Annotated in this window: 19 protein-coding genes; 9 read left to right on the top strand and 10 right to left on the bottom strand. The window is 60.2% G+C overall.

The genetic code is table 11. The features are described from left to right. Window positions 1–140 precede the first annotated feature (140 nt). The 3 genes from AB3G88_RS05055 to AB3G88_RS05045 are packed head-to-tail and all read left to right on the top strand — an operon-like array spanning window position 141 to window position 4,358. On the top strand, window positions 141–2,540 hold the full coding sequence (locus tag AB3G88_RS05055; protein WP_480454412.1) for a fimbria/pilus outer membrane usher protein: 2,400 nt from the start codon (window positions 141–143) through the stop codon (window positions 2,538–2,540). A 10-nt stretch (window positions 2,541–2,550) separates the two neighbouring features. Continuing rightward, entirely contained in the window at window positions 2,551–3,690 is a 1,140-nt protein-coding gene (locus AB3G88_RS05050; protein WP_177411509.1) for a DUF1120 domain-containing protein, read from the top strand. 17 nt (window positions 3,691–3,707) lie between these two features. Further along, complete coding sequence (locus AB3G88_RS05045) at window positions 3,708–4,358, top strand: DUF1120 domain-containing protein (protein WP_112193576.1); 651 nt, start codon at window positions 3,708–3,710, stop codon at window positions 4,356–4,358. Here the strand turns inward: AB3G88_RS05045 and AB3G88_RS05040 are convergent. Next, on the bottom strand, window positions 4,355–5,620 hold the full coding sequence (locus AB3G88_RS05040) for a CynX/NimT family MFS transporter (protein WP_158878124.1): 1,266 nt from the start codon (window positions 5,618–5,620) through the stop codon (window positions 4,355–4,357). The genes AB3G88_RS05045 and AB3G88_RS05040 overlap by 4 nt on opposite strands. A 230-nt stretch (window positions 5,621–5,850) precedes the next feature. Between AB3G88_RS05040 and AB3G88_RS05035 the strand changes: the two genes are divergently transcribed. Together AB3G88_RS05035 and AB3G88_RS05030 are read left to right on the top strand one after the other, a co-directional pair. Beyond that, window positions 5,851–6,162, top strand: a complete 312-nt coding sequence (locus AB3G88_RS05035) for a type II toxin-antitoxin system MqsR family toxin (RefSeq protein WP_099584960.1) — start codon at window positions 5,851–5,853, stop codon at window positions 6,160–6,162. Beyond that, the gene (locus AB3G88_RS05030) at window positions 6,159–6,653 is read left to right on the top strand and encodes a type II toxin-antitoxin system MqsA family antitoxin (RefSeq protein ID WP_099584959.1); all 495 of its coding nucleotides are present in this window, start codon (window positions 6,159–6,161) and stop codon (window positions 6,651–6,653) included. Before AB3G88_RS05035 ends, AB3G88_RS05030 begins: the two co-directional genes overlap by 4 nt. 58 nt (window positions 6,654–6,711) lie before the next feature. On the opposite strand, the gene AB3G88_RS05025 is transcribed toward AB3G88_RS05030, so the two are convergent. The 4 genes from AB3G88_RS05025 to AB3G88_RS05010 all read right to left on the bottom strand — a co-directional run bounded on the left by AB3G88_RS05025 (window position 6,712) and on the right by AB3G88_RS05010 (window position 10,881). Next, window positions 6,712–7,476 carry an amino acid ABC transporter ATP-binding protein gene (locus AB3G88_RS05025; protein WP_003171943.1) on the bottom strand — a complete coding sequence of 255 codons (765 nt, stop codon included), beginning with the start codon at window positions 7,474–7,476 and terminating at the stop codon, window positions 6,712–6,714. A gap of 11 nt (window positions 7,477–7,487) precedes the next feature. Next, window positions 7,488–8,585: an amino acid ABC transporter permease gene (locus AB3G88_RS05020; protein WP_099584958.1), complete on the bottom strand. Its 1,098-nt coding sequence runs from the start codon at window positions 8,583–8,585 to the stop codon at window positions 7,488–7,490. Window positions 8,586–8,595: 10 nt separating this feature from the next. After that, window positions 8,596–9,777 (bottom strand): amino acid ABC transporter permease, encoded by a 1,182-nt coding sequence (locus tag AB3G88_RS05015; protein ID WP_099584957.1) that lies wholly within the window; start codon window positions 9,775–9,777, stop codon window positions 8,596–8,598. Window positions 9,778–9,849: 72 nt separating this feature from the next. Then, a complete protein-coding gene (locus AB3G88_RS05010; protein WP_017526224.1) occupies window positions 9,850–10,881 on the bottom strand; it encodes an amino acid ABC transporter substrate-binding protein in 1,032 nt (343 codons plus the stop codon). Between the two features lie 348 nt (window positions 10,882–11,229). On the opposite strand from AB3G88_RS05010, the gene AB3G88_RS05005 reads away from it, so the two are divergent. Beyond that, the gene (locus tag AB3G88_RS05005; RefSeq protein WP_480453421.1) at window positions 11,230–11,886 is read left to right on the top strand and encodes an alpha/beta hydrolase; all 657 of its coding nucleotides are present in this window, start codon (window positions 11,230–11,232) and stop codon (window positions 11,884–11,886) included. 95 nt (window positions 11,887–11,981) lie between these two features. Then, the gene (rhlB, locus tag AB3G88_RS05000; protein ID WP_177411600.1) at window positions 11,982–13,445 is read left to right on the top strand and encodes an ATP-dependent RNA helicase RhlB; all 1,464 of its coding nucleotides are present in this window, start codon (window positions 11,982–11,984) and stop codon (window positions 13,443–13,445) included. Window positions 13,446–13,531: 86 nt separating this feature from the next. Here the strand turns inward: rhlB and moaE are convergent, their stop codons facing one another. The 5 genes from moaE to AB3G88_RS04975 all read right to left on the bottom strand — a co-directional run bounded on the left by moaE (window position 13,532) and on the right by AB3G88_RS04975 (window position 17,613). Beyond that, window positions 13,532–13,981, bottom strand: coding sequence for a molybdopterin synthase catalytic subunit MoaE (moaE, locus tag AB3G88_RS04995; RefSeq protein ID WP_480453420.1), 450 nt, complete (start codon window positions 13,979–13,981; stop codon window positions 13,532–13,534). A 2-nt stretch (window positions 13,982–13,983) separates the two neighbouring features. Then, window positions 13,984–14,226, bottom strand: coding sequence for a molybdopterin converting factor subunit 1 (moaD, locus tag AB3G88_RS04990; RefSeq protein ID WP_099584953.1), 243 nt, complete (start codon window positions 14,224–14,226; stop codon window positions 13,984–13,986). Beyond that, window positions 14,223–14,696 (bottom strand): cyclic pyranopterin monophosphate synthase MoaC, encoded by a 474-nt coding sequence (gene moaC / locus AB3G88_RS04985; RefSeq protein WP_099584952.1) that lies wholly within the window; start codon window positions 14,694–14,696, stop codon window positions 14,223–14,225. The genes moaD and moaC overlap by 4 nt, the downstream gene beginning before the upstream one ends. Before the next feature lie 75 nt (window positions 14,697–14,771). Next, window positions 14,772–16,166 (bottom strand): PhoH family protein, encoded by a 1,395-nt coding sequence (locus AB3G88_RS04980; protein ID WP_032886372.1) that lies wholly within the window; start codon window positions 16,164–16,166, stop codon window positions 14,772–14,774. A gap of 322 nt (window positions 16,167–16,488) precedes the next feature. Beyond that, window positions 16,489–17,613: a polysaccharide deacetylase family protein gene (locus AB3G88_RS04975; RefSeq protein WP_480453419.1), complete on the bottom strand. Its 1,125-nt coding sequence runs from the start codon at window positions 17,611–17,613 to the stop codon at window positions 16,489–16,491. 119 nt (window positions 17,614–17,732) lie between these two features. Here AB3G88_RS04975 and yaaA point away from each other — a divergent pair, with 119 nt between their 5' ends. Continuing rightward, the gene (gene yaaA, locus AB3G88_RS04970; protein ID WP_480453418.1) at window positions 17,733–18,512 is read left to right on the top strand and encodes a peroxide stress protein YaaA; all 780 of its coding nucleotides are present in this window, start codon (window positions 17,733–17,735) and stop codon (window positions 18,510–18,512) included. Between the two features lie 898 nt (window positions 18,513–19,410). Further along, window positions 19,411–20,727 (top strand): nucleotide sugar dehydrogenase, encoded by a 1,317-nt coding sequence (locus AB3G88_RS04965; RefSeq protein WP_099584949.1) that lies wholly within the window; start codon window positions 19,411–19,413, stop codon window positions 20,725–20,727. The last annotated feature ends 72 nt before the right edge of the window (window positions 20,728–20,799 follow it).

Raw genomic sequence — 20,799 nt, 5'->3', positions numbered from 1 at the left:
CGCCAGATGCCTGGATAACGAAGTGATAGCTCATTGACTATCACCGGAACGCCTGCGTGCGCCGGAAAAACCGGGCCTGGGCGTTCACTATTCGAGTGCCTTTCGTGAAAACAGTATTGAGTTACCGTGACGGCAAAGCCATGCCCGAAACACCGCCCCGCCCCGCCTTGCCGATCACGTTGCTGCTGTGCGCCTTGCTGCCGGCCAAAGGCTGGGCAGAGAGCGCTCCGGCGTCCGGCTTCGACGCCATAACCCTGCACCAACGGGGCATCGACCCGCAATTGGCCAGCCTGCTGCTGGATGCGCCGCGCTTTACCGCCGGGCAACATCTGGTCAGCCTGCGGGTCAACGGTCAGCAACGTGAGCGGGTGCGGGTCAGCTTTGATCAGCAGGGCACACTGTGCTTCGACCGCGCCTTGCTGGACGCCGCCAACCTGGTGGTTCCCGACGACGACCAGCACTGTCATGACTTCATCGCGCGATACCCGCAAAGCCTGGTGGAGCCTGATCCCGCCAACCTGTCGGTGCAGCTGGTAGTGCCCACCGAAGCCCTGCGGCCAACACCCCAGGATGTATCGGGTTATCAAACCGGCGGCTTTGCCGGGTTGCTCAATTACGACCTGACCGGGTTCTACAACCGCTATGGCGGTGACGCCAGCCGGTTTGGCTCGGCCAATACTGAAGTCGGCTTCAATGCCGGTGACTGGATCGTGCGCAGCCGTCAGGTGCAGACCTGGCAGGATGGCCTCTCGCGCACGACCCATCTGGAGGCCTATGCCCAGCGCACCTTTGCCAGCCATCAAGCGGTGTTGCAGGCCGGGCAGATCAACCTCTACAACCCGGTGTTGTCCGGCGCACAGATCACTGGCGTACAGGTGCTGACCGAGCAGGCCCTGCTGGAGCAAGGCCAGGGCGCGGTGATCGAAGGCATCGCCAACAGTGCGGCGCAAATCGAAGTCCGGCAGAACGGCGCGCTGATTCACTCCACCGTCGTACCCGCCGGGCCGTTTGCGCTGAACGACGTACGACGCTTGAACACCCGTTCGGACGTGGAGGTCACGGTCAAGGAAAGCGTCGGCGGCGAACGACGCTTCACTGTGCCGGCCGCCATGCTCGGCCTCGGTTTGCCTGCACCGGGTTACTCGGTCGCCGCCGGACGGGTGCGTAATATCGGCGATGCCCAGGGCGATGATCCCTGGGTGGTGAGCGCCGGCTGGACAGGCACCGTGCACCCGCAAGTGACCTTGGGCGGCGGCCTGCTGGCGGCCGATGAGTATCGCTCTGCCGGTGCCAGCCTGGGCTGGCTGCCGTGGCTGGACAGCCAGATCCAGCTGTCGACGCAACTGTCCGATGCCAGTGGCAGAGAACAGGTCAGCGGCGCACAAACCGATCTGTCCTGGTCCCAGCGCTTGAGCGAACAATGGTCATTCAGCGCGGCCAACTCCTGGCGCACCCCCGGCTATCGTGAACTCGAAGAAAGCACCTACGAACGGGACACCGGCCAGCAGCACTCACGCTATCGCGATCAACAAAGCATAACGCTCGGCTGGGCCCATCCGTGGCTCGGCGCATTCAGTGCCGGGTTTTCACGGGCCAGCCGTTTCGATGGCGACAGCAGCAGCCGTGCCTTGGCCTCCTGGGGCACCAGTGTAGGCGGCGTGTCATTGTCGGCCAGTGCCGAATGGCAAATGGGCGGGCGCCAGCAACAGGACAATGCGGTGTACCTGAACATCAGTGCACCACTGGGCGAAAATCGCCGGGTGCGTGGCTGGGTGCGTAACTCTGCCGGTGAGAACCGCACCGGTATGGGCGTCACTGAACAGCTGGACGATCAACTCAGCTATCGGGTCAGCGCCGAACACGACAGCCGCGACCGTCAAGTGGAAACCACCTTGGGCGTGTCGGCACTGCCGCGCTACAGCCAGTTGGACGTCAGCTACAGCCGCTCCGACAGCGAGCGCTCCAGCTATCAAGGCGGCGCCCGTGGCGGCGTGGTGATGCACGGCGACGGCGTGACGTTTTCACCCTACCCCGTGCGCGACACCTTCGCCCTGGTGTCGGTGGGCGACATGAGCGGCGTCAAGCTCAGCACCCCCAGCGGCCCGGTCTGGACCGACTGGCAAGGCCAGGCGGTGGTGCCTCAGGTCAACGCCTACGGCCGCAGCCTGGTGGAAGTGCAGACCCGTTCGTTGCCGCGCAATGCCGACATCAGCAACGGCCTGGCGATGATCTCGGCCGGGCGCGGTGCCGTGGACCGGGTCGAGTTTGGCGTGGGCCTGACGCGCCGCGCCCTGCTCACAGTCAGCACTGACCAGGGCGCACCGCTGCCCACGGGGGCCTCCGTCAGCAGCGCCCGTGGCGAGTTTGTCACCCTGGTCCAGGAAGGCAGCCAAGTGTTCTTGCCCAATGTGCTTGAGCAGCCAGCCTTATGGATTACCCGAGCGGACGGCAGCCGCTGCCAGTTGCGCTTCGAACTGCCGGAAAAATCCGACCCCTCGGTGTATTTCGAAACCGCACCCGCCCGCTGCCATCAACCTTGAGGACACTGCCATGCCCCTTGTCACCCGTCTGCATCAACTGAGCCTGTGGCTATTGATTGGCGTTGCCGGCACCGCCCTGGCTGCGGACGAATGCCAATTGAATGTGAGCGAACCCTTGGTGGATTTCGGCCTGATGAGCCGCCTCGCCCAGGACGACAGCGCGGCTGAACGCTTGCTGGGCGAGCGCCGCCTGAGCCTGAGCTTCACCTGCCCCAAGGCCGACGACATGAGCCTGTTCTACCGCGCCCTGGCCGCCAATGCGCAGCGTCTGCAATTGACCGAGCACGGCAGCTACGCCGTCGAAGCCGGCCATGCCGTGCTCGATGGACACCGCGTGGAACTGGGCCTGCTCCCCGCACCTGGCCAGCCACCGTTGACCAGCGCGACAGCTCTGGACTGGCTTCCCGCTCATGGCATCGCGCCCGTGCAACGAGGTGCGGTCGTCACCGGCCAGAATCTGTCGTTGCAACTGACCCTGCGCGCGTGGGCCGACCCTGCCGCCACCCAAGTACGGGATGCCACCACCTGGGAAGCCACCGGGACGCTCTATAGCCCCCAGCATGGCCGCTCTCGCGAACTGAACCTGCGTGCGCACTTTGCCCCCGTGGCCTGCCAACCCGCGCTGTCGGATCACGGCATCGTGGACTACGGCACCTTGCTGGCCAAAGACTTGAATACCACCCTCGAAACGCCTTTGCCCGGCAGAACCTTGCGCTTTAGCGTGATGTGCGACGCCGCTACGCGTTTTGCCCTGCGCATGCATGACAACCGCCAGGGCTCGGCCACCGGCGGTATCGATGAGACCGCCTATGGCCTGGACCTGGATGCCAGCCACAACAAAATCGGGCGCTTCTATCTGACAATCGACCCAGGTGAATTCAACGCCGACACCTTCAGGACCCTGTACCGCACCGACTCCACCAGCAATGGCGCGGCGTGGAGCAGTTCCAGCCAACGGCAAATCCCCATGGCCGCCAACAGCTACATGGGCTTTACCGACAAGGCCGGCAACACCCAGGGCCCGATCGCGCTGCGCAACCTGTCCGGTACGGTGCGCATCAAAACCTACCTGGCGCCCACTCAATCCCTGGACCTGCGCCACGTAGTGCGCATCAACGGCTCCGGCACCCTCGAAATCATCTACCTGTAACCCTTGGGATCAGCCTCATGAAAAAGCACGACATCGCCCTTTTCACCCTGCTGCTGCTCGGTAGTACGCCCAATGCACAGGCCGCTTCGATCGTGGATCTGGCGGTCAAGGGTCGGATCACGCCCACCGCGTGCAATCCATTACTGTCCAACGGTGCAATGATCGACTACGGCAAAATGTCCCACCAAGACCTGAGCCCGGACAAAAGCACCCGTCTGCCGGTCAAGCTGCTGCAAGTCAGCATCGACTGTAGCGCGCCAAGCCGTTTCGCCTTGCGCATGCACGACAATCGGGACGGCTCGGCCATGGTCAACAGCGAGATTTACTACGGCCTGGGCTTGGACAAGAGCGGCAACCGCATCGGCCTGTATTCCATGACCTTCGACCCTCGCCAGACTCAGGTCGACAGCACCACGCAGGTCTACGGCACCGAGTCCACCACGGGTGGGCTGGCCTGGCGTACCGCCAACCTCAACCCGATCAACATTGGCGCCAACAGCTACCTGGGCTTCACCGCCATCGCCGGCAGCACGGCCGGCCCGTCGGCGATCCAGGAGCTGATCAGCACGGTCAAGGTCGAGACCGTGATCAACGCCACGCAAAACCTGGACCTGAGCAGCGACACCCGACTCGATGGCCTGGCCACCTTGGAGGTCGTGTACCTCTAGCGTTTCTCGCTGTTGACTTGCACATACCGCGCACGCCCGGCGCCCAGCCCAGCGATGATCGCGCCCAGGCCGATCACCGCGAAAATCCAGCCGATGGCCGCCCAGCCACCGGTCCAGTCATGCATCAGCCCAACCGCCAACGGGCCGAGGGATGCCAGGGTGTACCCGATGCCCTGGGCCATGCTCGACAGGTTGGCCGCCACATGGGCATCTCGCGAACGCAATACGATCAAGGTCAGCGCCAGGCTGAAGGTGCCGCCCTGCCCCAGGCCGAGCAGAATCGCCCAGCCCCACAAACCGTCCAAAGGCGCATACAGGCAACCGAACAGCCCGCCCAACGTCAGCAGCATCACCACCAGGATTGCCAGGCGCTGGTCTTTGCCACGAGTGGCCAGCCACGGGGCCGCCAGGGAACTCAATAGCTGCACGATAATGGAGCCAGACAGCGCCAACCCTGCTTCGGTGGCACTCAAGCCTCGGTCAATCAGGATCGAAGGCAACCAGCCGAACACGATATAGGCCAGGGACGATTGCAGCCCCATGTACAGGGTCACCTGCCAGGCCAGCGGATCACGCAACAAGCCCTTGACCCGATACGCGACACGGTGAGCGCCGTGTTTCTGTCCGATCTGCGGCAACCAGAACAGCGCCGCCACCAGCGCCGGCAGCATCCAGAAGCCCAGGCCCACAGTCCAGTTGTCGCCGAAATAGTGACTCAACGGCACCGTCGCCCCCGCCGCCAGCGCTGCACCCAGGCACAGCGCCATGGTGTAGACCCCCGTCATGGTGCCCGCGTGCTTGGCGAAATCGCGCTTGACGATACCCGGCAGCAACACGCCGATGATGCCGATGCTTGCGCCGGCGATCAGGCTGCCGACGAACAGACCGACCTCGCCGAAGGAACTGCGCAGGATGATACCGGCAGCCAGTGTCAGCAAAATCCCCAGCACCACGCGCTCAGCGCCAAAACGCCGCGCCAGGATCGGAGCCATGGGCGCAAACAGCCCCAGGCACAGCACGGGCAAGGTGGTCAGCAGACCGGCCTTGGCCGCCGACAAGCCCAGGCTGCTGGATACGTCACCGAGCACCGGCGCCATGCTGGACAGCGCCGGACGCAGGTTCAGCGCCACCAGCACCAGGCCCAACAGCAACAGCCAGGGGCGGTTCACCGTCGCAGGCGCGTGCTGCACGACGTCATCGTCGGCTTCGGCGTCAATCAACAGTTCTTCGAGTTCGGTCGTGTGTTTGGATGGAAGGTTCATTGATCAACTATCGGCAGATGGATTTGGCACGGGGTCCACCAGGCGTCAGACCGACGCTGGTCGTCTGTCGTGGGATGCGGACTTTCGCCCAACCATAGGATGAATTTTCCTACAGCCTATTCAGCGCTGCCTACAAAGGCAACGCACTACGGTTCTTAGGCAGGAAAAGGAGCAGTATTTTCGATTGGTAAAATTACCCTTAGAGGGTAATTATTCGGCTCAGGTGTCTTATGGAAAAGTACACACCTCATTACGATCTGGCGGGGATAAAGGCGGATGTCAGGCGGCTTGGAAGGAAGGCGTTTACCCGCACTGCAGAAGAGTGCGGCGATGCTCTTGGCCTTAGTATCAAGGATATGCAGGAGGTCATCTATGAGCTGCAGAACTGGATGCTGCACAAGTCGATGACCACCTATGGAGACCATCGAGTTTGGCAAGATGTGTATCACATCCACTCAAAAGGTAAGGAGATTTACATCAAGGTCACATACCGCACTGACGGTAGGCCTCCGGTAGTCTCCTTCAAGGAGAAAAACCCATGAAAGAAAAAGAGCTTTGCTACATCTGTGGCGCTCCTGATGCGTTGAGCTATTACGAGGGACGCAGTGAAACCATCCGCATCAAAGGCATGGAGCGTCGGGTCGATAATCTTTCAGGCTGGGAATGCGAGGTGTGTGGCGACGGTTTCTGGGATCCCGACAACGACAGCGCTGACCGTTACGGCGAAGCGAAAGACGAACTCACCCTCGCCGCTCGGAAAATGATCGGCGCCGAGATTAAACGTACCCGCCGCAAACTGCACCTTACGCAAAAAGAGGCAGTAGATTTGCTGTCCGGGGCCGGCCACAACGCATTCTCTCGCTACGAACGCGGCGAGCTTCTTGCGCCCAAGCCCTTAGTGCTACTGATTCGGTTGTTGGATCGCCATCCGCATTTGCTGGCGCAAGCAAGAATTCTGGCCGAAGGTGCTGATTTGCGTGGCGCTTTCACCTATACCGTCCACGACGAGACTGAAACGCTGAAAGCCTCATAAATCACAAATAATAAACCCGGCGCCAAGGCCGGGTTTATTTTCAAGCATCATCTATCGATCAATGCAAAATCTGGCTCAAGAACAACTTGGTCCGGTCATTCTGCGGGTTGTCGAAGAAGTCATTCGGCGCTGCCTGTTCCACGATCTCGCCCTTGTCCATGAAGATCACGCGGTTGGCCACGGTGCGGGCGAAGCCCATTTCGTGGGTCACGCACAACATGGTCATGCCGTCTTCGGCCAGGCCGATCATGGTGTCGAGTACTTCCTTCACCATTTCCGGGTCCAGCGCCGAGGTTGGCTCGTCGAACAGCATGATTTTCGGCTTCATGCACAGGGCGCGGGCAATCGCCACACGCTGTTGCTGGCCGCCGGACAGTTGCCCCGGAAACTTGTGGGCCTGCTCCGGAATGCGCACGCGCTCCAGGTAGTGCATGGCGATTTCTTCGGCCTTGCGCTTGGGCATCTTGCGCACCCACATCGGCGCCAGCGTGCAGTTCTGCAGGATGGTCAGGTGCGGGAACAGGTTGAAGTGCTGGAACACCATGCCGACTTCACGGCGGATCGCTTCGATCTGCTTGAGGTCGTTGGTCAGTTCCACGCCATCGACCACGATGCGGCCCTGCTGGTGCTCTTCCAGACGGTTGAGGCAGCGGATGGTGGTGGACTTGCCCGAACCCGACGGGCCGCACAGCACGATACGCTCGCCCTGCTTGACGTTGAGGTTGATGTCTTTCAACACGTGGAACTGGCCGTACCACTTGTTGACGCCCTGCATCTGGATAATGCCTTCAGGGCTCACAGGCTGTTTGATTGCTTCGCTCATAACAACAACTCCTAACGCTTGTGGCCTGTGTCGAGCTTGTGTTCCAAATGAATGGAATAGCGCGACATACCAAAACAGAAAATCCAGAACACCAGGGCGGCGAACACGTAGCCTTCAGTGGCCATGCCCAGCCATTTCGGGTCGGCGGCGGCTTGCTTGACACTGTTGAGCAGGTCGAACAGGCCGATGATGATCACCAGGCTGGTGTCCTTGAACAGCGCAATAAACGTGTTGACGATACCGGGGATCACCAGCTTCAGGGCTTGCGGCAGAATCACCAGGCCCATGCTGCGCCAGTAACCGAGGCCCATTGCGGCGGCCGCTTCGTACTGCCCCTTGGGAATCGCCTGCAAGCCACCGCGCACCACTTCGGCCACATAGGCCGACTGGAACAGGATCACGCCGATCAACGCCCGCAGCAGCTTGTCGATGCCCATGCCTTCCGGCAGGAACAGCGGCAGCATCACCGAGGACATGAACAGCACGGTGATCAACGGCACGCCGCGCCAGAATTCGATGAAGGTCACGCAGACCACACGAATCGCCGGCATGTTCGAACGCCGTCCCAACGCCAGCACGATGCCCAGGGGCAAGGCGCCGGCGATACCGACAGTGGCGATCACCAGGGTCAGCATCAGGCCGCCCCATTGGCTGGTCGCCACGTTGGCCAGGCCAAAGATGCCGCCGTGCAACAGGAAGTAGGCGATGATCGGGTACAGCACCAGGAAGCCCAGGCCGTAGATCGCCTTGCGCTGAAAGCGCGAGATGAACAACGGCGCCACGCCAACGATGGCCAGCCACACGGTCAGGTCTACGCGCCAGCGCAGGTCGCCGGGGTAGTAGCCGTACATGAACTGCCCGAAGCGCTGTTGGATAAACACCCAGCAGGCGCCCTCTTTGGTGCAATCGGCGCGTGTGGTGCCGACCCAGTTCGCATCAAGGATGGCCCAATGCAGGATCGGCGGTACTACCAGGTAGACCAGGTACAGCGACAGCAAGGTCAGCAGGGTGTTGAGCCAACTGGAAAACAGGTTGGCGCGCATCCATGCCACCGGGCCGAAGACTTTGTTCGGCGGCGGCATATCAGGTTTGAACGTATGCGTACTCATGGGCGTTTCCTCACCGCTCGATCAGCGCAATGCGCTTGTTGTACCAGTTCATCAGCAGGGAAATGCTGATGCTGATCGCCAGGTACACGCTCATGGTGATGGCAATGACTTCGATGGCCTGGCCGGTCTGGTTGAGCACCGTGCCGGCAAACAGCGAAACCATTTCCGGGTAACCGATACCGGCGGCCAACGACGAGTTTTTCGCCAGGTTCAGGTATTGGCTGGTCAGCGGCGGAATGATCACCCGCAAGGCTTGCGGGATGATGACCTTGCGCAGCGTCGGCCCAGGGCGCAGGCCCAGGGAGCGCGCAGCTTCGGTCTGGCCGTGGCTGACGGACTTGATGCCCGAACGCACGATCTCGGCGATAAACGCTGCCGTATAAACAGTCAGTGCCAGGGTCAGTGCCAGCAGTTCAGGGATCAGCACCCAGCCGCCGACAAAGTTGAAGCCTTGCAGCTTGGGCATTTCCCAGTGCAACGGTGCACCGAAGATCAGGGCGCACAACGCCGGGATCACGATGAACAGCGCCAGGCCCGCCCAGAACTTGTGGAACGGAACGCCAGTGGCTTCAAAGCGCTTGTTGGCCCAACGCGCCATCAGCACAATTGCCACGATCGCCACCACCACGCTGGCCACAAAGGGCCAGAACCCGTCAGCGGCCAGCGCTGCCGGCATGTTCAGGCCTCGGCTGCTGACAAAGAAGGTGTCACCGAAGTTATGGCTATTGCGCGGCCCCGGCATGGTCAGGAACACCGCGAAGTACCAGAACAGGATCTGCAGCAACGGCGGAATGTTGCGGAACACTTCCACGTACACCGTCGCCAGCTTGTTGATCATCCAGTTCGGCGACAGGCGCGCCACGCCGATGATGAAGCCGAGCAAGGTTGCCAGGACCACACCAATCACGGTCACCAGCAAGGTATTGAGCAGGCCGATTACAAAGACGCGGGCATAGCTGTCCGATTCGGTGTAGTCGATCAAGTGCTGCGCGATGCCAAAGCCGGCACTGCGCTCAAGAAAGTCGAAACCCGAGGTAATGCCCCGGTGTTGAAGGTTGGTCTGGGTATTGTTGAAGAGGTACCAGCCCAGCGAGACCACCGCCACAATCGTGATGATCTGGAAGAGCCACGCACGCACTTTGGGATCGCTGAAGCTGAGCTTCTGCTTTGGTGCGCCGATTTGATTTTGCATGAAGTGCCCCGGAAAGAATGGAACAGAACATCACCCGGCGGTTGGCCCACCGGGTGACAGAACCATCAGCGATCAGCGCACAGGGGGTGCGTATTGAATGCCGCCGTTGTTCCACAGCGCGTTCAGGCCACGGTCGATTTCCAGCGGGGTGCTCTTGCCCAGGTTGCGCTCGAACACTTCACCGTAGTTACCGACTTGCTTGACGATCTGTACGACCCAGTCTTTCTTCACTTTCAGGTCTTTGCCGTATTCGCCGTCAGCACCGAGCAGACGTGCAACGTCCGGGTTCTTGGTGGACTTGGCTTCAGCTTCAACGTTTTTGGAGGTGATACCGGCCTCTTCAGCGTTGAGCATGGCGTAGCCTACCCAGCGCACGATAGCCAGCCACTCGTCGTCGCCATTACGCACGACCGGGCCCAGGGGTTCCTTGGAAATGGTTTCCGGCAGAACCACGTAGTCCTTCGGCGAGGCCAGCTTGCTGCGCTGGGCGAACAGTTGGGACTTGTCGGAGGTCAGCACGTCGCAACGACCGGATTCCAGCGACTTGGCGCTTTCGTCGGAGGTGTCGAAGGTGATCGGGGTGTATTTCAGACCGTTGCCACGGAAGTAGTCGGAAACGTTCAGCTCGGTGGTGGTACCGGCCTGGATGCAGATGGTTGCACCGTCCAGTTCCTTGGCGCTTTTGACGCCCAGCTTGTTGTTTACCAGGAAGCCGATGCCGTCGTAGTAGGTAATGAAGCCCGGGAATTTCAGGCCCATGCCTGCGTCACGGGAGCTGGTCATGGTGGTGTTGCGCGAAAGGATGTCGACTTCGCCGGACTGAAGCGCGGTGAAACGCTCCTTGGCGTTCAACTGGCTGAACTTGACCTTGGTCGCGTCGCCGAACACAGCAGCGGCTACAGCGCGGCAAACGTCAGCGTCGATCCCGAGGATCTTGCCACTGGCATCCGGTACCGAGAAACCCGGCAAGCCGTCACTCACACCGCATTGCACAAAGCCTTTCTTCTGCACGGCGTCCAGAGTGGCGCCAGCTTGGGCGAAACCACTGACACCCAGTACAGCGGCCGCGGAAACGATGGCCAGGGTGGATTTCAATACCTTCATTCAAACCTCCAAATACGCTCTTGTTGTGTCGAAGCTCCGAACCTCAGCGCACCCTTATGAGGCGATATCGACCCGTGTTGGTTTTTTTTAGGGCCGAGCGGCATGAGGCTGTCGCGGTAATTCCAGCTGCTTTCCTACAAGCGGCACTCACTGATAGTGTTACCGTCACAAGAAAGTTCTGACATCGACCTACACGTAGCAAGGCGCGTACCAGAGTCGCGGCTGAGTCGTTTCAGCCCATGGTCAATAGAAAAAGATTCAGCCTTGCGACATTCTCTTAACAGATCAACCTCTAGCGCACCGTTCCGTCGCACTTAATCGGAGCGCACGCACATTTATGGAGCAGACATGACCGACCCCTTGATTCTTCAGCCCGCCAAGCCCGCAGACGCCTGCGTAATCTGGTTGCATGGCCTGGGTGCCGATCGCTACGACTTCTTGCCGGTGGCTGAAGCGTTGCAGGAAGAATTGCAGACCACCCGCTTTGTATTGCCCCAGGCGCCGACCCGTGCGGTGACTATTAATGGCGGCTACGAGATGCCGAGCTGGTACGACATCAAGGCCATGAGCCCGGCGCGTTCCATCAGTCTGGAAGAGCTGGAAGTATCGGCAAAAATGCTCACGGATTTGATCGAGGCCCAGAAGAGAACCGGAATAGACGCTTCGCGAATTTTTCTTGCGGGTTTTTCCCAGGGCGGCGCCGTGGTCTTCCACACTGCGTTTATGAATTGGGAAGGCCCGCTGGGTGGCGTCATCGCCCTCTCCACTTACGCGCCTACCTTTGGTGATGAGCTGGAATTGTCGGCCAGCCAGCAGCGCATTCCGGCCCTGTGCCTGCACGGCCAGTACGACGACGTGGTACAGAACGCCATGGGCCGTACGGCCTACGAACACCTGAACAGCCGTGGTGTCACCGTGACATGGCAGGAATACCCAATGGGCCACGAAGTGTTACCTGAAGAGATACGCGATATCGGCACTTGGCTGGCCGAGCGCCTGCGCTGAAATCCACGTTTATGTAGCCGTATGACAGACGCACTACGCCGCGCCCGATTCTTGCATTACACTGGCCGGCGTACATTCCTTAACCAATTAATGAGATCACCGTGCTCAAAGCACTCAAGAAGATGTTCGGCAAAAGCGAGGCTGAGCCGCTCGCGCCTGTTCCCAGTGCTCCTGTCCCCTCCTCCGGCAGCCGCAATGACGGCCAACAGCCCGGCCGGACCGCACCTGTCGCGCAGCCGAAGACGCCGCCGGTGACACCGCCCGAACAGGCGACACCTCAGGCTGAAGCCGCGCCAGCCCCGAAGCCGCGCCGGGAACGTGCGCCCAAACCGGTCGTCATTCCCTGGAAACTCGAAGACTTCGTCGTCGAGCCCCAGGAAGGTAAAACCCGCTTCCACGATTTCAAACTGGCCCCGGAACTGATGCACGCCATCCAGGACCTGGGCTTCCCTTACTGCACGCCGATCCAGGCGCAGGTGCTTGGCTTCACCCTTGCCGGCAAAGACGCCATCGGCCGTGCCCAGACCGGCACCGGCAAGACCGCCGCGTTCCTGATCTCGATCATCACCCAGCTGCTGCAAACACCGCCGCCGAAAGAGCGCTACATGGGTGAACCGCGCGCGCTGATCATCGCCCCGACCCGGGAGCTGGTGGTACAGATCGCCAAGGACGCCGCCGACCTGACCAAATACACCGGACTCAACGTGATGACCTTCGTCGGTGGCATGGACTTCGATAAACAGCTCAAGCACCTCGAAGCCCGCCACTGCGACATCCTGGTCGCCACCCCTGGCCGCCTGCTGGACTTCAACCAGCGCGGCGACGTGCACCTGGACATGGTCGAAGTGATGGTGCTGGACGAAGCCGACCGCATGCTCGACATGGGTTTCATCCCGCAAGTACGCCAGATCATTCGCCAGACCCCGCCGAAAAACGAGCGCCAGACCCTGCTGTTCTCCGCGACCTTCACCGAAGACGTGATGAACCTCGCCAAGCAGTGGACCACCGACCCGTCCATCGTCGAGATCGAAGCGCTGAACGTCGCCAGCGAAAACGTCGAACAGCACATTTACGCTGTGGCCGGTGCCGACAAGTACAAGCTGCTCTACAACCTGATCAACGACAACGGTTGGGAGCGCGTCATGGTGTTCGCCAACCGCAAGGACGAAGTACGCCGTATCGAAGAGCGCCTGGTGCGCGACGGCGTCAACGCCGCGCAACTGTCGGGCGATGTGCCACAACACAAGCGCATCAAGACCCTGGAAGGTTTCCGCGAAGGCAAGATCCGCGTGCTGGTGGCCACTGACGTCGCCGGGCGCGGCATTCATATCGACGGCATCAGCCACGTGATCAACTTCACCCTGCCGGAAGTGCCGGACGACTACGTGCACCGGATTGGCCGTACCGGCCGTGCGGGTGCTGCGGGTGTGTCGATCAGCTTTGCGGGAGAAGATGACTCGTATCAGTTGCCATCGATCGAGACCTTGCTGGGCCGCAAGATCAGCTGCGAGACACCGCCGACGCACTTGCTGCGAGCCGTGGAGCGCAAGCGCCCCTAAGGCTTGGAATGCAGTAAAAATGTGGGAGGGGGCTTGCCCCCTCCCACATTTGATTTGAGGTGATTTTAAGAGAGGTGTTCGGCGGGCTATTTCCAGCGATCAGCAGCAGCGTGGTCGCTGTCCCGCCCTTCCACCCAGCGTGCCCCTTCGGGGGTGTTCTCTTTCTTCCAGAACGGCGCCCGGGTCTTCAAGTAATCCATCACAAACGCACACGCATCAAACGCCGCCTGGCGATGGGCACTGGCGGCCGCGACAAACACAATCGGCTCACCCGGCTCCAACGCGCCAACGCGGTGCAGCACTTCGAGCTTGAGCAGCGGCCAGCGTTGCTCGGCTTCCACGGCGATCTTGGCCAAGGCCTTTTCGGTCATGCCGGGGTAATGCTCCAGGAACATCCCCGACACATCGCGGCCGTCATTGAAGTCGCGCACATAACCGACAAAGCTCACCACCGCGCCCACGCCCACGTTGGCCGCGTGCATGGCGTTGACTTCGGCACCGGGATCAAACGCCCCGACCTGCACACGGATGGCCATGCTCAGCCTCCGGTCACTGGCGGGAAGAACGCGACTTCATCGCCTGCTTGCACCGGTTCGTCGAGGCTGCACAACTCCTCGTTGCGGGCGCACATCAGGCTCGTCTCGTTGAGGACGGCAAACTCGGGGTCACCGGCCAGCGCCAGGCGCACGGCATCAACGGTGGCAAACTCACCTTCCATCTCCAGAGAATCGAAGCCCACCGCTTCGGCATAGCGCGCAAAAAACAGTACGTTAATGCTCATACTTGATCCGCCTTGAAATGCCCGCTCTTGCCGCCCAGTTTTTCCAATAGGCGAATACTTTCGATGGTCATGCCGCGATCCACGGCCTTGCACATGTCGTAGATCGTCAACGCCGCAACACTGGCAGCGGTCAACGCTTCCATCTCCACGCCGGTCTGCCCGGACAGTTTGCAGCGCGCCACGATATGCACGGCGTCCACGCCATCGGCGCTCAGTTCAACCTTGACGCCGGTGAGCATCAACGGATGGCAAAGGGGGATCAAGTCACTGGTTTTCTTGGCAGCCTGGATCCCGGCGATACGGGCCACGGCAAACACGTCGCCCTTGGGGTGGGCGCCGTCGACAATCATTTGCAGGGTGCCTGGCAACATGCGCACCCGCGCTTCAGCCACCGCCTCACGGAACGTCACGGACTTGTCGGTGACGTCGACCATATGGGCGCGACCTTGGGAATCGAGATGAGTCAGCACAGCGATACTCCTGATCAGGAGCCGCGAGTGTAAACCATGTGGGAGGGAGCAAGCGCCCTCCCACAGTGACCGCGTTTACAGATGGGATTCGGCGTATTCGGCCAGAATCGAGCGAGGCACCCCTTGCAGCGCAATGTGCACGCCGTTGGGGAAGTCTTTGAAGCGTTCCGTCAGGTAGGTCAGCCCGGAGCTGGTCGCGGACAGGTAAGGGGTGTCGATCTGCGCCAGGTTGCCCAGGCACACCACTTTTGAACCGGCGCCGGCACGGGTGATGATGGTCTTCATCTGGTGCGGCGTGAGGTTCTGGCATTCATCAATCAAAATCAGGCTTTGCTGGAAGCTGCGACCTCGGATGTAGTTGAGGGATTTGAACTGCAACGGCACTTTGCTGAGGATGTAGTCGACGCTGCCATGGGTGTTTTCGTCATCCATATGCAAGGCTTCGAGGTTGTCGGTGATCGCCCCCAACCATGGCTCCATTTTTTCCGCTTCGGTGCCGGGCAGGAAACCGATTTCCTGGTCCAGGCCCTGCACGCTACGGGTGGCGATGATGCGGCGATAGCGCTTGGTGACCATGGTCTGCTCGATAGCAGCGGCCAGGGCGAGGATGGTTTTACCGGAACCCGCGGCGCCGGTCAGATTGACCAGGTGGATGTCCGGGTCGAGTAGCGCGTACAGCGCCAGGCTCTGGTAGATGTCACGCGGTTTCAGGCCCCAGGCTTCCTGGTGCAGCAGGGGTTCCTGATGCAGGTCGAGGATCAGCAGCTTGTCGACCTGAATCTCCTTGATCCAGCCTACAAACCCCTGTTCGTCGATGATGAATTCATTGATGTGCACGGCCGGCAGGTTGTCGATCAGTTGCACCTGATGCCAGGTGCGGCCGTGGTCCTGACGGGTTTCGACCTTGCTCACGAGGTCCCAGAACGAGCCGGTCACTGTGTGATAACCCCGGGACAGCATTGAAACGTCATCGACCAGTTGGTCGGTGCTGTAGTCCTCGGCCGCGATCCCGCACGCTCGGGCCTTGAGGCGCATATTGATGTCTTTGGTCACCAGCACCAGGCGCAGGTCCTTGTCGCGCGCGTGCAGGTCGATCAATTGGTTGATGATTTTGTTGTCGTTGAGGTTTTCCGGCAGCAGGCTGTTGGGCTCGCTGCGCTTGCTCATCAGGATCGACAGCAAGCCCTTGGGCCCGCTTTTGCCACGCTGGATCGGCACGCCGACTTCAACATCCTCGGGTGAGGCTTCGCCCAGGGTCTTGTCGATCAGGCGGATGGCCTGGCGGCATTCGGCGGCAACGCTGTGGTGCCCACTTTTGAGCTTGTCGAGTTCCTCTAGCACAATCATCGGGATGGCGACGTGGTGTTCTTCGAAGTTAAGCAGTGCGTTTGGATCGTGGATCAGTACGTTGGTATCAAGCACATAAAGGATTGGCTGGTCGGAAGAAGGGGTGCGTCCATGATCATCCATACTCGGTCACCTTTGTGGGAGCCAGTCGACGCAATACCACGACAGTGCTGCGCCTCGATTGACCGCCGAACACACCGCAAAAGGAGTCTTGGAAGACGCCACCTGTGGTGCAGGTTTCGGCGATCTGACTTCGTAATACCGCAAAACCCATGACAGAAAAAAGCACTTTGACGCTTTTTTGAAGTTTATTTTTCAGGATGACGAATAGCACTAGCCGAGTGCCATGCACCCCGTTAAAGTCGGAAGTCCGCCTGCCTCGAAACGTCGCACAAAATCACCCCCATTTCGCCTTAAACCCAACAGGGGCGGGCACTTCATATTTTTAACGAAAGGCTTCCCGGCAGTCCTGCCAACCCAAGCCACTCTGCGCCGTTGCCTGTAGCAACAGAGGCAATGCCACCCGCGCCTTGTCCTGGGTGTCGTGGAACACAATCACCCCTTTGCGCCACAGCAGCATCAGCGTGAGCACGCGCTGCATCGACTCATCGGCCTTGAGCTTGCCCGGCTCGTCCTGGGAATCGATGTCCCACAACGCCACCTGCAAACCCTGGGACTGAAAGAAACCCTGGCTGTCCGCACGACGCTGCCCATAGGGCGGGCGGAACAGCGGCACATAGTTTTCCGGCATCAGGTTCTGCACCAGCGCGGCACTGCGGGTGATGGAGCTTTGCCAGTCGACCCAATGGCTATGGGACCGGTACTGCCAGCCTTGGGTGCCGACGCACTGGCCCTGGTACAACGCCTCCACCTCAGCGGCGGAACTGCGCTCTACGCGGGTTTGCAGGCTGCTGCCGAGGGCAAAGAAGGTGGCGTTCATCTTCTGCTTGCGCAGGTAGTCGGCGAGCCAGTCGGTATTGCCACTGACCGGCGCCGGGCCGCCGTCGAAGGTCAGCAGGAACAGACGGTCGTTGAACTCGTCGCCGTTACGTTCATGGTCGCCGAACCGCGCGACTTCGCTGCTGATCTGCGGGAACAACGCGGCTTTGCGCAGCAGTTCGTCCAGGTAGCGTTCGTGGAAGGTATGGCTGGGGGCGGACCAGCCTATATAGAAGGAGTCTTCGCTGACTTCGAACTTGCCGGCCTGTTCGCGCAGGTCGTCCATGTTTTCCACCAGGTAGCAGAACGAGGCATCCACCTCGCAGCTCTGTTGGGCGACGGTGTAGTTTTCCAGCAAGCGTTGCCAGAGCTGGCGGCGCAGGTCGTCGATGGCGGCCTGGTTGATGATCTTCAGGCCCAGGCGCTGTTTGAGCGCTGCGTCGCCCAAGGACTCACTGGCCAGCAGGCTGCGGGCGAACATCAGGATTTCGGCGCGCGAGGCGACGTCGAACAGCGCAGGGCTGCTGAGTTTTTCGGGCCAGGTGCCACGGTCCAGGCTGGCGACGACCATCGGCGCCGCATGGGCGTTCAGGCTTAACAGGCACGCGGCCAATAACAGTGCTATTCGCACACAGGGTCTCCCTCTCCAGAGTCGTCGGCCACTATAGCGGATCGCGCCTATCGGCATCATAGGTGGAGTCAAACCGCCCCAGCCCCTAGAATCCCCCCACGATTACAGGAGACGACTTCATGCTGATGGTGATTTCCCCCGCCAAGACCCTCGATTTCGAGTCAAAACCGGCGACCCCACGCTTCACCCAGCCGCAATACCTCGACCACTCCCAGGAGCTGATCGAACAATTGCGCGAGCTGAGCCCGGCGCAAATCAGTGAGCTGATGCACGTTTCCGACAAAATCGGCGGCCTCAACGCCGCACGTTTCGGCAGCTGGACGCCGGCCTTCACTCCGGACAACGCCAAGCAGGCGCTGCTGGCGTTCAAGGGCGACGTATATACCGGCCTCAATGCCGAGACGTTCAGCGATGCCGACTTCAGCTACGCCCAAGACCATCTGCGCATGCTCTCGGGCCTCTACGGCCTGCTGCGCCCGCTGGACCTGATGATGCCGTACCGCCTGGAGATGGGCACCAAACTGGCCAACACCCGTGGCAAGGACCTGTACGCATTCTGGGGCACGCGCATCAGCGAATGGCTCAACGAAGCCCTGGCCGAGCAAGGCGATGATGTACTGCTCAACCTGGCATCCAACGAATACTTCTCGGCGGTCAAGCGCACGGCCCTGAAGGCACGGATCATCAATACCGAGTTCAGGGACTTCAAGAACGGCCAGTACAAAATCATCAGTTTCTACGCGAAAAAAGCCCGGGGCATGATGAGCCGCTTCGTGATTGAGGAGCGCATCAACGATCCGGCCAAGCTCAAGCAGTTCGATGTGCAGGGCTATCGCTTCAATGCGGAGCAGTCCAAGCCGGATAACCTGGTGTTTTTGCGCGATCACGCACCGGAATAAGGCCTCGCAGCCTTCTTTCAAACAATGAGATCCAAATGTGGGAGGGGGCTTGCCCCCGATGGCGGTGTGTCAGCCAGAGATAAGTTGGCTGATCCACTGCAATCGGGGGCAAGCCCCCTCCCACATTTTTGTCCGCATTTCACACCATCAATCGTCAAATTTATGGCGCCAAAAAAAATCCAGACACATCCCTAACATTTATTTCACTCGACATTTCCGATTTTTTTTCGTAGTGGCACCACTTTTTTTAAACACTGGTGGCACAAAACTATCCCACCGCGCCAACTCCCTGTAACTACTGGCTCAAATAGCAAGTGCTATCAATATAGTACCAGTGCCATCTCGGTTAATATTTCAAGAAATTTCCACGCTCGGGATAGGCGGTCTGGAACTTCGTCCAAAAGCACGGCTCATACCACCGGTAACGAAATTCTCTGATTCTGTAAGAGATGACTTACATGGCGACCAACGGAAGTAGCGAAGTTGTCACATTGAACTTTGACTCATTGGTCATATTGCCAACCGATTAATCAAGAGCGGCGACAAGGATGATTTGCTTCTCCCTATAAGGCCAGGGCCAAACCTCCCCTAATGGTCAGTGAGTCAACCCAAGGCATTGATATTTAAAGGTTTCAGCCTCTATCAAAGCCCTGCGGCACTGGCGCCAGGCCCTTCTCCCAGGAAGGCCGGCTGCATTTGAGGGCAGGTCCCAACAACAAGGCCACGTTGCGCACAACTTGAGTGCACTAGTTAGCCACTCACTATTTAACATGCCTGTACGCGGTAAGTCGGCGTCTATTCGCCCAACTTTCGTGGCATCAGTGACGCTTGCAAACATGAACTCCGGCCATTAATTGGCATGTTTAACACAGTCTTGAATGACAAAGAGGTAAATGCGATGCGCATCAGCATATTTGGTCTAGGTTACGTTGGCGCAGTGTGTGCCGGTTGCCTGTCTGCCCGTGGCCACGAAGTGGTCGGCGTAGACATCTCCAAGGATAAGATCGACCTTATCAACGCTGGCAAATCGCCAATCGTTGAACCGGGTCTGGGCGAGCTGTTGAGCCAGGGTATCGAAACCGGTCGACTGCGCGGCACCACCAACTTCGCCGAAGCCATCCGCGATACCGACCTGTCGATGATTTGCGTCGGCACGCCGAGCAAGAAAAACGGCGACCTGGAACTAGACTACATCGAAGCCGTGTGCCGCGAAATCGGTTTTGTCCTGCGTGACAAAGCCACCCGCCACACCGTAGTGGTGCGCAGCACCGTGCTGCCGGGCACCGTGGCCAACGTGGTCATCCCGATTCTCGAAGACTGCTCCGGCAAGAAAGCCGGCGTCGACTTCGGTGTCGCGGTCAACCCGGAATTCCTGCGTGAATCCACCGCCATCGCCGACTACGACCTGCCACCGATGACCGTCATCGGCGAGTTCGACAAAGCCTCCGGCGATGTCCTGCAGTCGCTGTACGAAGAACTCGACGCGCCGATCATCCGCAAGGACATCGCCGTTGCCGAGATGATCAAGTACACCTGCAACGTGTGGCACGCCACCAAGGTGACCTTCGCCAACGAGATCGGCAACATCGCCAAGGCCGTCGGCGTCGATGGTCGTGAAGTGATGGAAGTAGTCTGCCAGGACAAGACCCTCAACCTGTCCCAGTACTACATGCGCCCAGGCTTTGCGTTCGGCGGCTCGTGCCTGCCAAAAGACGTGCGTGCCCTGACCTACCGCGCCAGCTCCCTGGACGTGGAAGCGCCGCTGCTCAACTCGCTGATGCGCAGCAACGAGTCCCAGGTGCAGAACGCCTTCGACATCGTTTCCAGCCACGACAAGCGCAAAGTCGCCCTGCTGGGCCTGAGCTTCAAGGCCGGCACCGACGACCTGCGTGAAAGCCCGCTGGTAGAACTCGCGGAAATGCTGATCGGCAAGGGCTACGACCTGAGCATCTACGACAGCAACGTCGAGTATGCCCGTGTCCACGGTGCGAACAAGGACTACATCGAAGGCAAGATCCCGCACGTGTCGTCCCTGCTCAACTCGGACTTCGACGACGTGATCAACAACTCCGACGTGATCATCCTGGGCAACCGTGACGAGAAATTCCGCGCCCTGGCGCAGAACGCACCGCACGGCAAGCAAGTGATCGACCTGGTGGGCTTCATGTCCAAGGCGACCTGCACGACCGGTCGCACCGAAGGCATTTGCTGGTAACAGCAACGGCAAGTTCCGCGCTGCACCTGTCCTGATCCCCAGCAGGTGCAGCCGGAGCCTTCTTCACCTTCG

This window comes from Pseudomonas arvensis, from assembly GCF_056688935.1.
Note: the sequence above shows the minus strand (reverse complement) of the source record. Positions and strands in the feature narration are given on the sequence as shown.

Bases quoted from the DNA above. Each gene is read 5' to 3' on its own strand.
- AB3G88_RS05055 (WP_480454412.1), top strand. From the start codon at position 141: ATGCCCGAAACACCGCCCCGCCCCGCCTTGCCGATCACGTTGCTGCTG.
- AB3G88_RS05050 (WP_177411509.1), top strand. From the start codon at position 2,551: ATGCCCCTTGTCACCCGTCTGCATCAACTGAGCCTGTGGCTATTGATT.
- AB3G88_RS05045 (WP_112193576.1), top strand. From the start codon at position 3,708: ATGAAAAAGCACGACATCGCCCTTTTCACCCTGCTGCTGCTCGGTAGT.
- AB3G88_RS05040 (WP_158878124.1), bottom strand. From the start codon at position 5,620: ATGAACCTTCCATCCAAACACACGACCGAACTCGAAGAACTGTTGATT.
- AB3G88_RS05035 (WP_099584960.1), top strand. From the start codon at position 5,851: ATGGAAAAGTACACACCTCATTACGATCTGGCGGGGATAAAGGCGGAT.
- AB3G88_RS05030 (WP_099584959.1), top strand. From the start codon at position 6,159: ATGAAAGAAAAAGAGCTTTGCTACATCTGTGGCGCTCCTGATGCGTTG.
- AB3G88_RS05025 (WP_003171943.1), bottom strand. From the start codon at position 7,476: ATGAGCGAAGCAATCAAACAGCCTGTGAGCCCTGAAGGCATTATCCAG.
- AB3G88_RS05020 (WP_099584958.1), bottom strand. From the start codon at position 8,585: ATGAGTACGCATACGTTCAAACCTGATATGCCGCCGCCGAACAAAGTC.
- AB3G88_RS05015 (WP_099584957.1), bottom strand. From the start codon at position 9,777: ATGCAAAATCAAATCGGCGCACCAAAGCAGAAGCTCAGCTTCAGCGAT.
- AB3G88_RS05010 (WP_017526224.1), bottom strand. From the start codon at position 10,881: ATGAAGGTATTGAAATCCACCCTGGCCATCGTTTCCGCGGCCGCTGTA.
- AB3G88_RS05005 (WP_480453421.1), top strand. From the start codon at position 11,230: ATGACCGACCCCTTGATTCTTCAGCCCGCCAAGCCCGCAGACGCCTGC.
- moaE (WP_480453420.1), bottom strand. From the start codon at position 13,981: ATGGCCATCCGTGTGCAGGTCGGGGCGTTTGATCCCGGTGCCGAAGTC.
- moaD (WP_099584953.1), bottom strand. From the start codon at position 14,226: ATGAGCATTAACGTACTGTTTTTTGCGCGCTATGCCGAAGCGGTGGGC.
- AB3G88_RS04980 (WP_032886372.1), bottom strand. From the start codon at position 16,166: ATGGATGATCATGGACGCACCCCTTCTTCCGACCAGCCAATCCTTTAT.
- yaaA (WP_480453418.1), top strand. From the start codon at position 17,733: ATGCTGATGGTGATTTCCCCCGCCAAGACCCTCGATTTCGAGTCAAAA.
- AB3G88_RS04965 (WP_099584949.1), top strand. From the start codon at position 19,411: ATGCGCATCAGCATATTTGGTCTAGGTTACGTTGGCGCAGTGTGTGCC.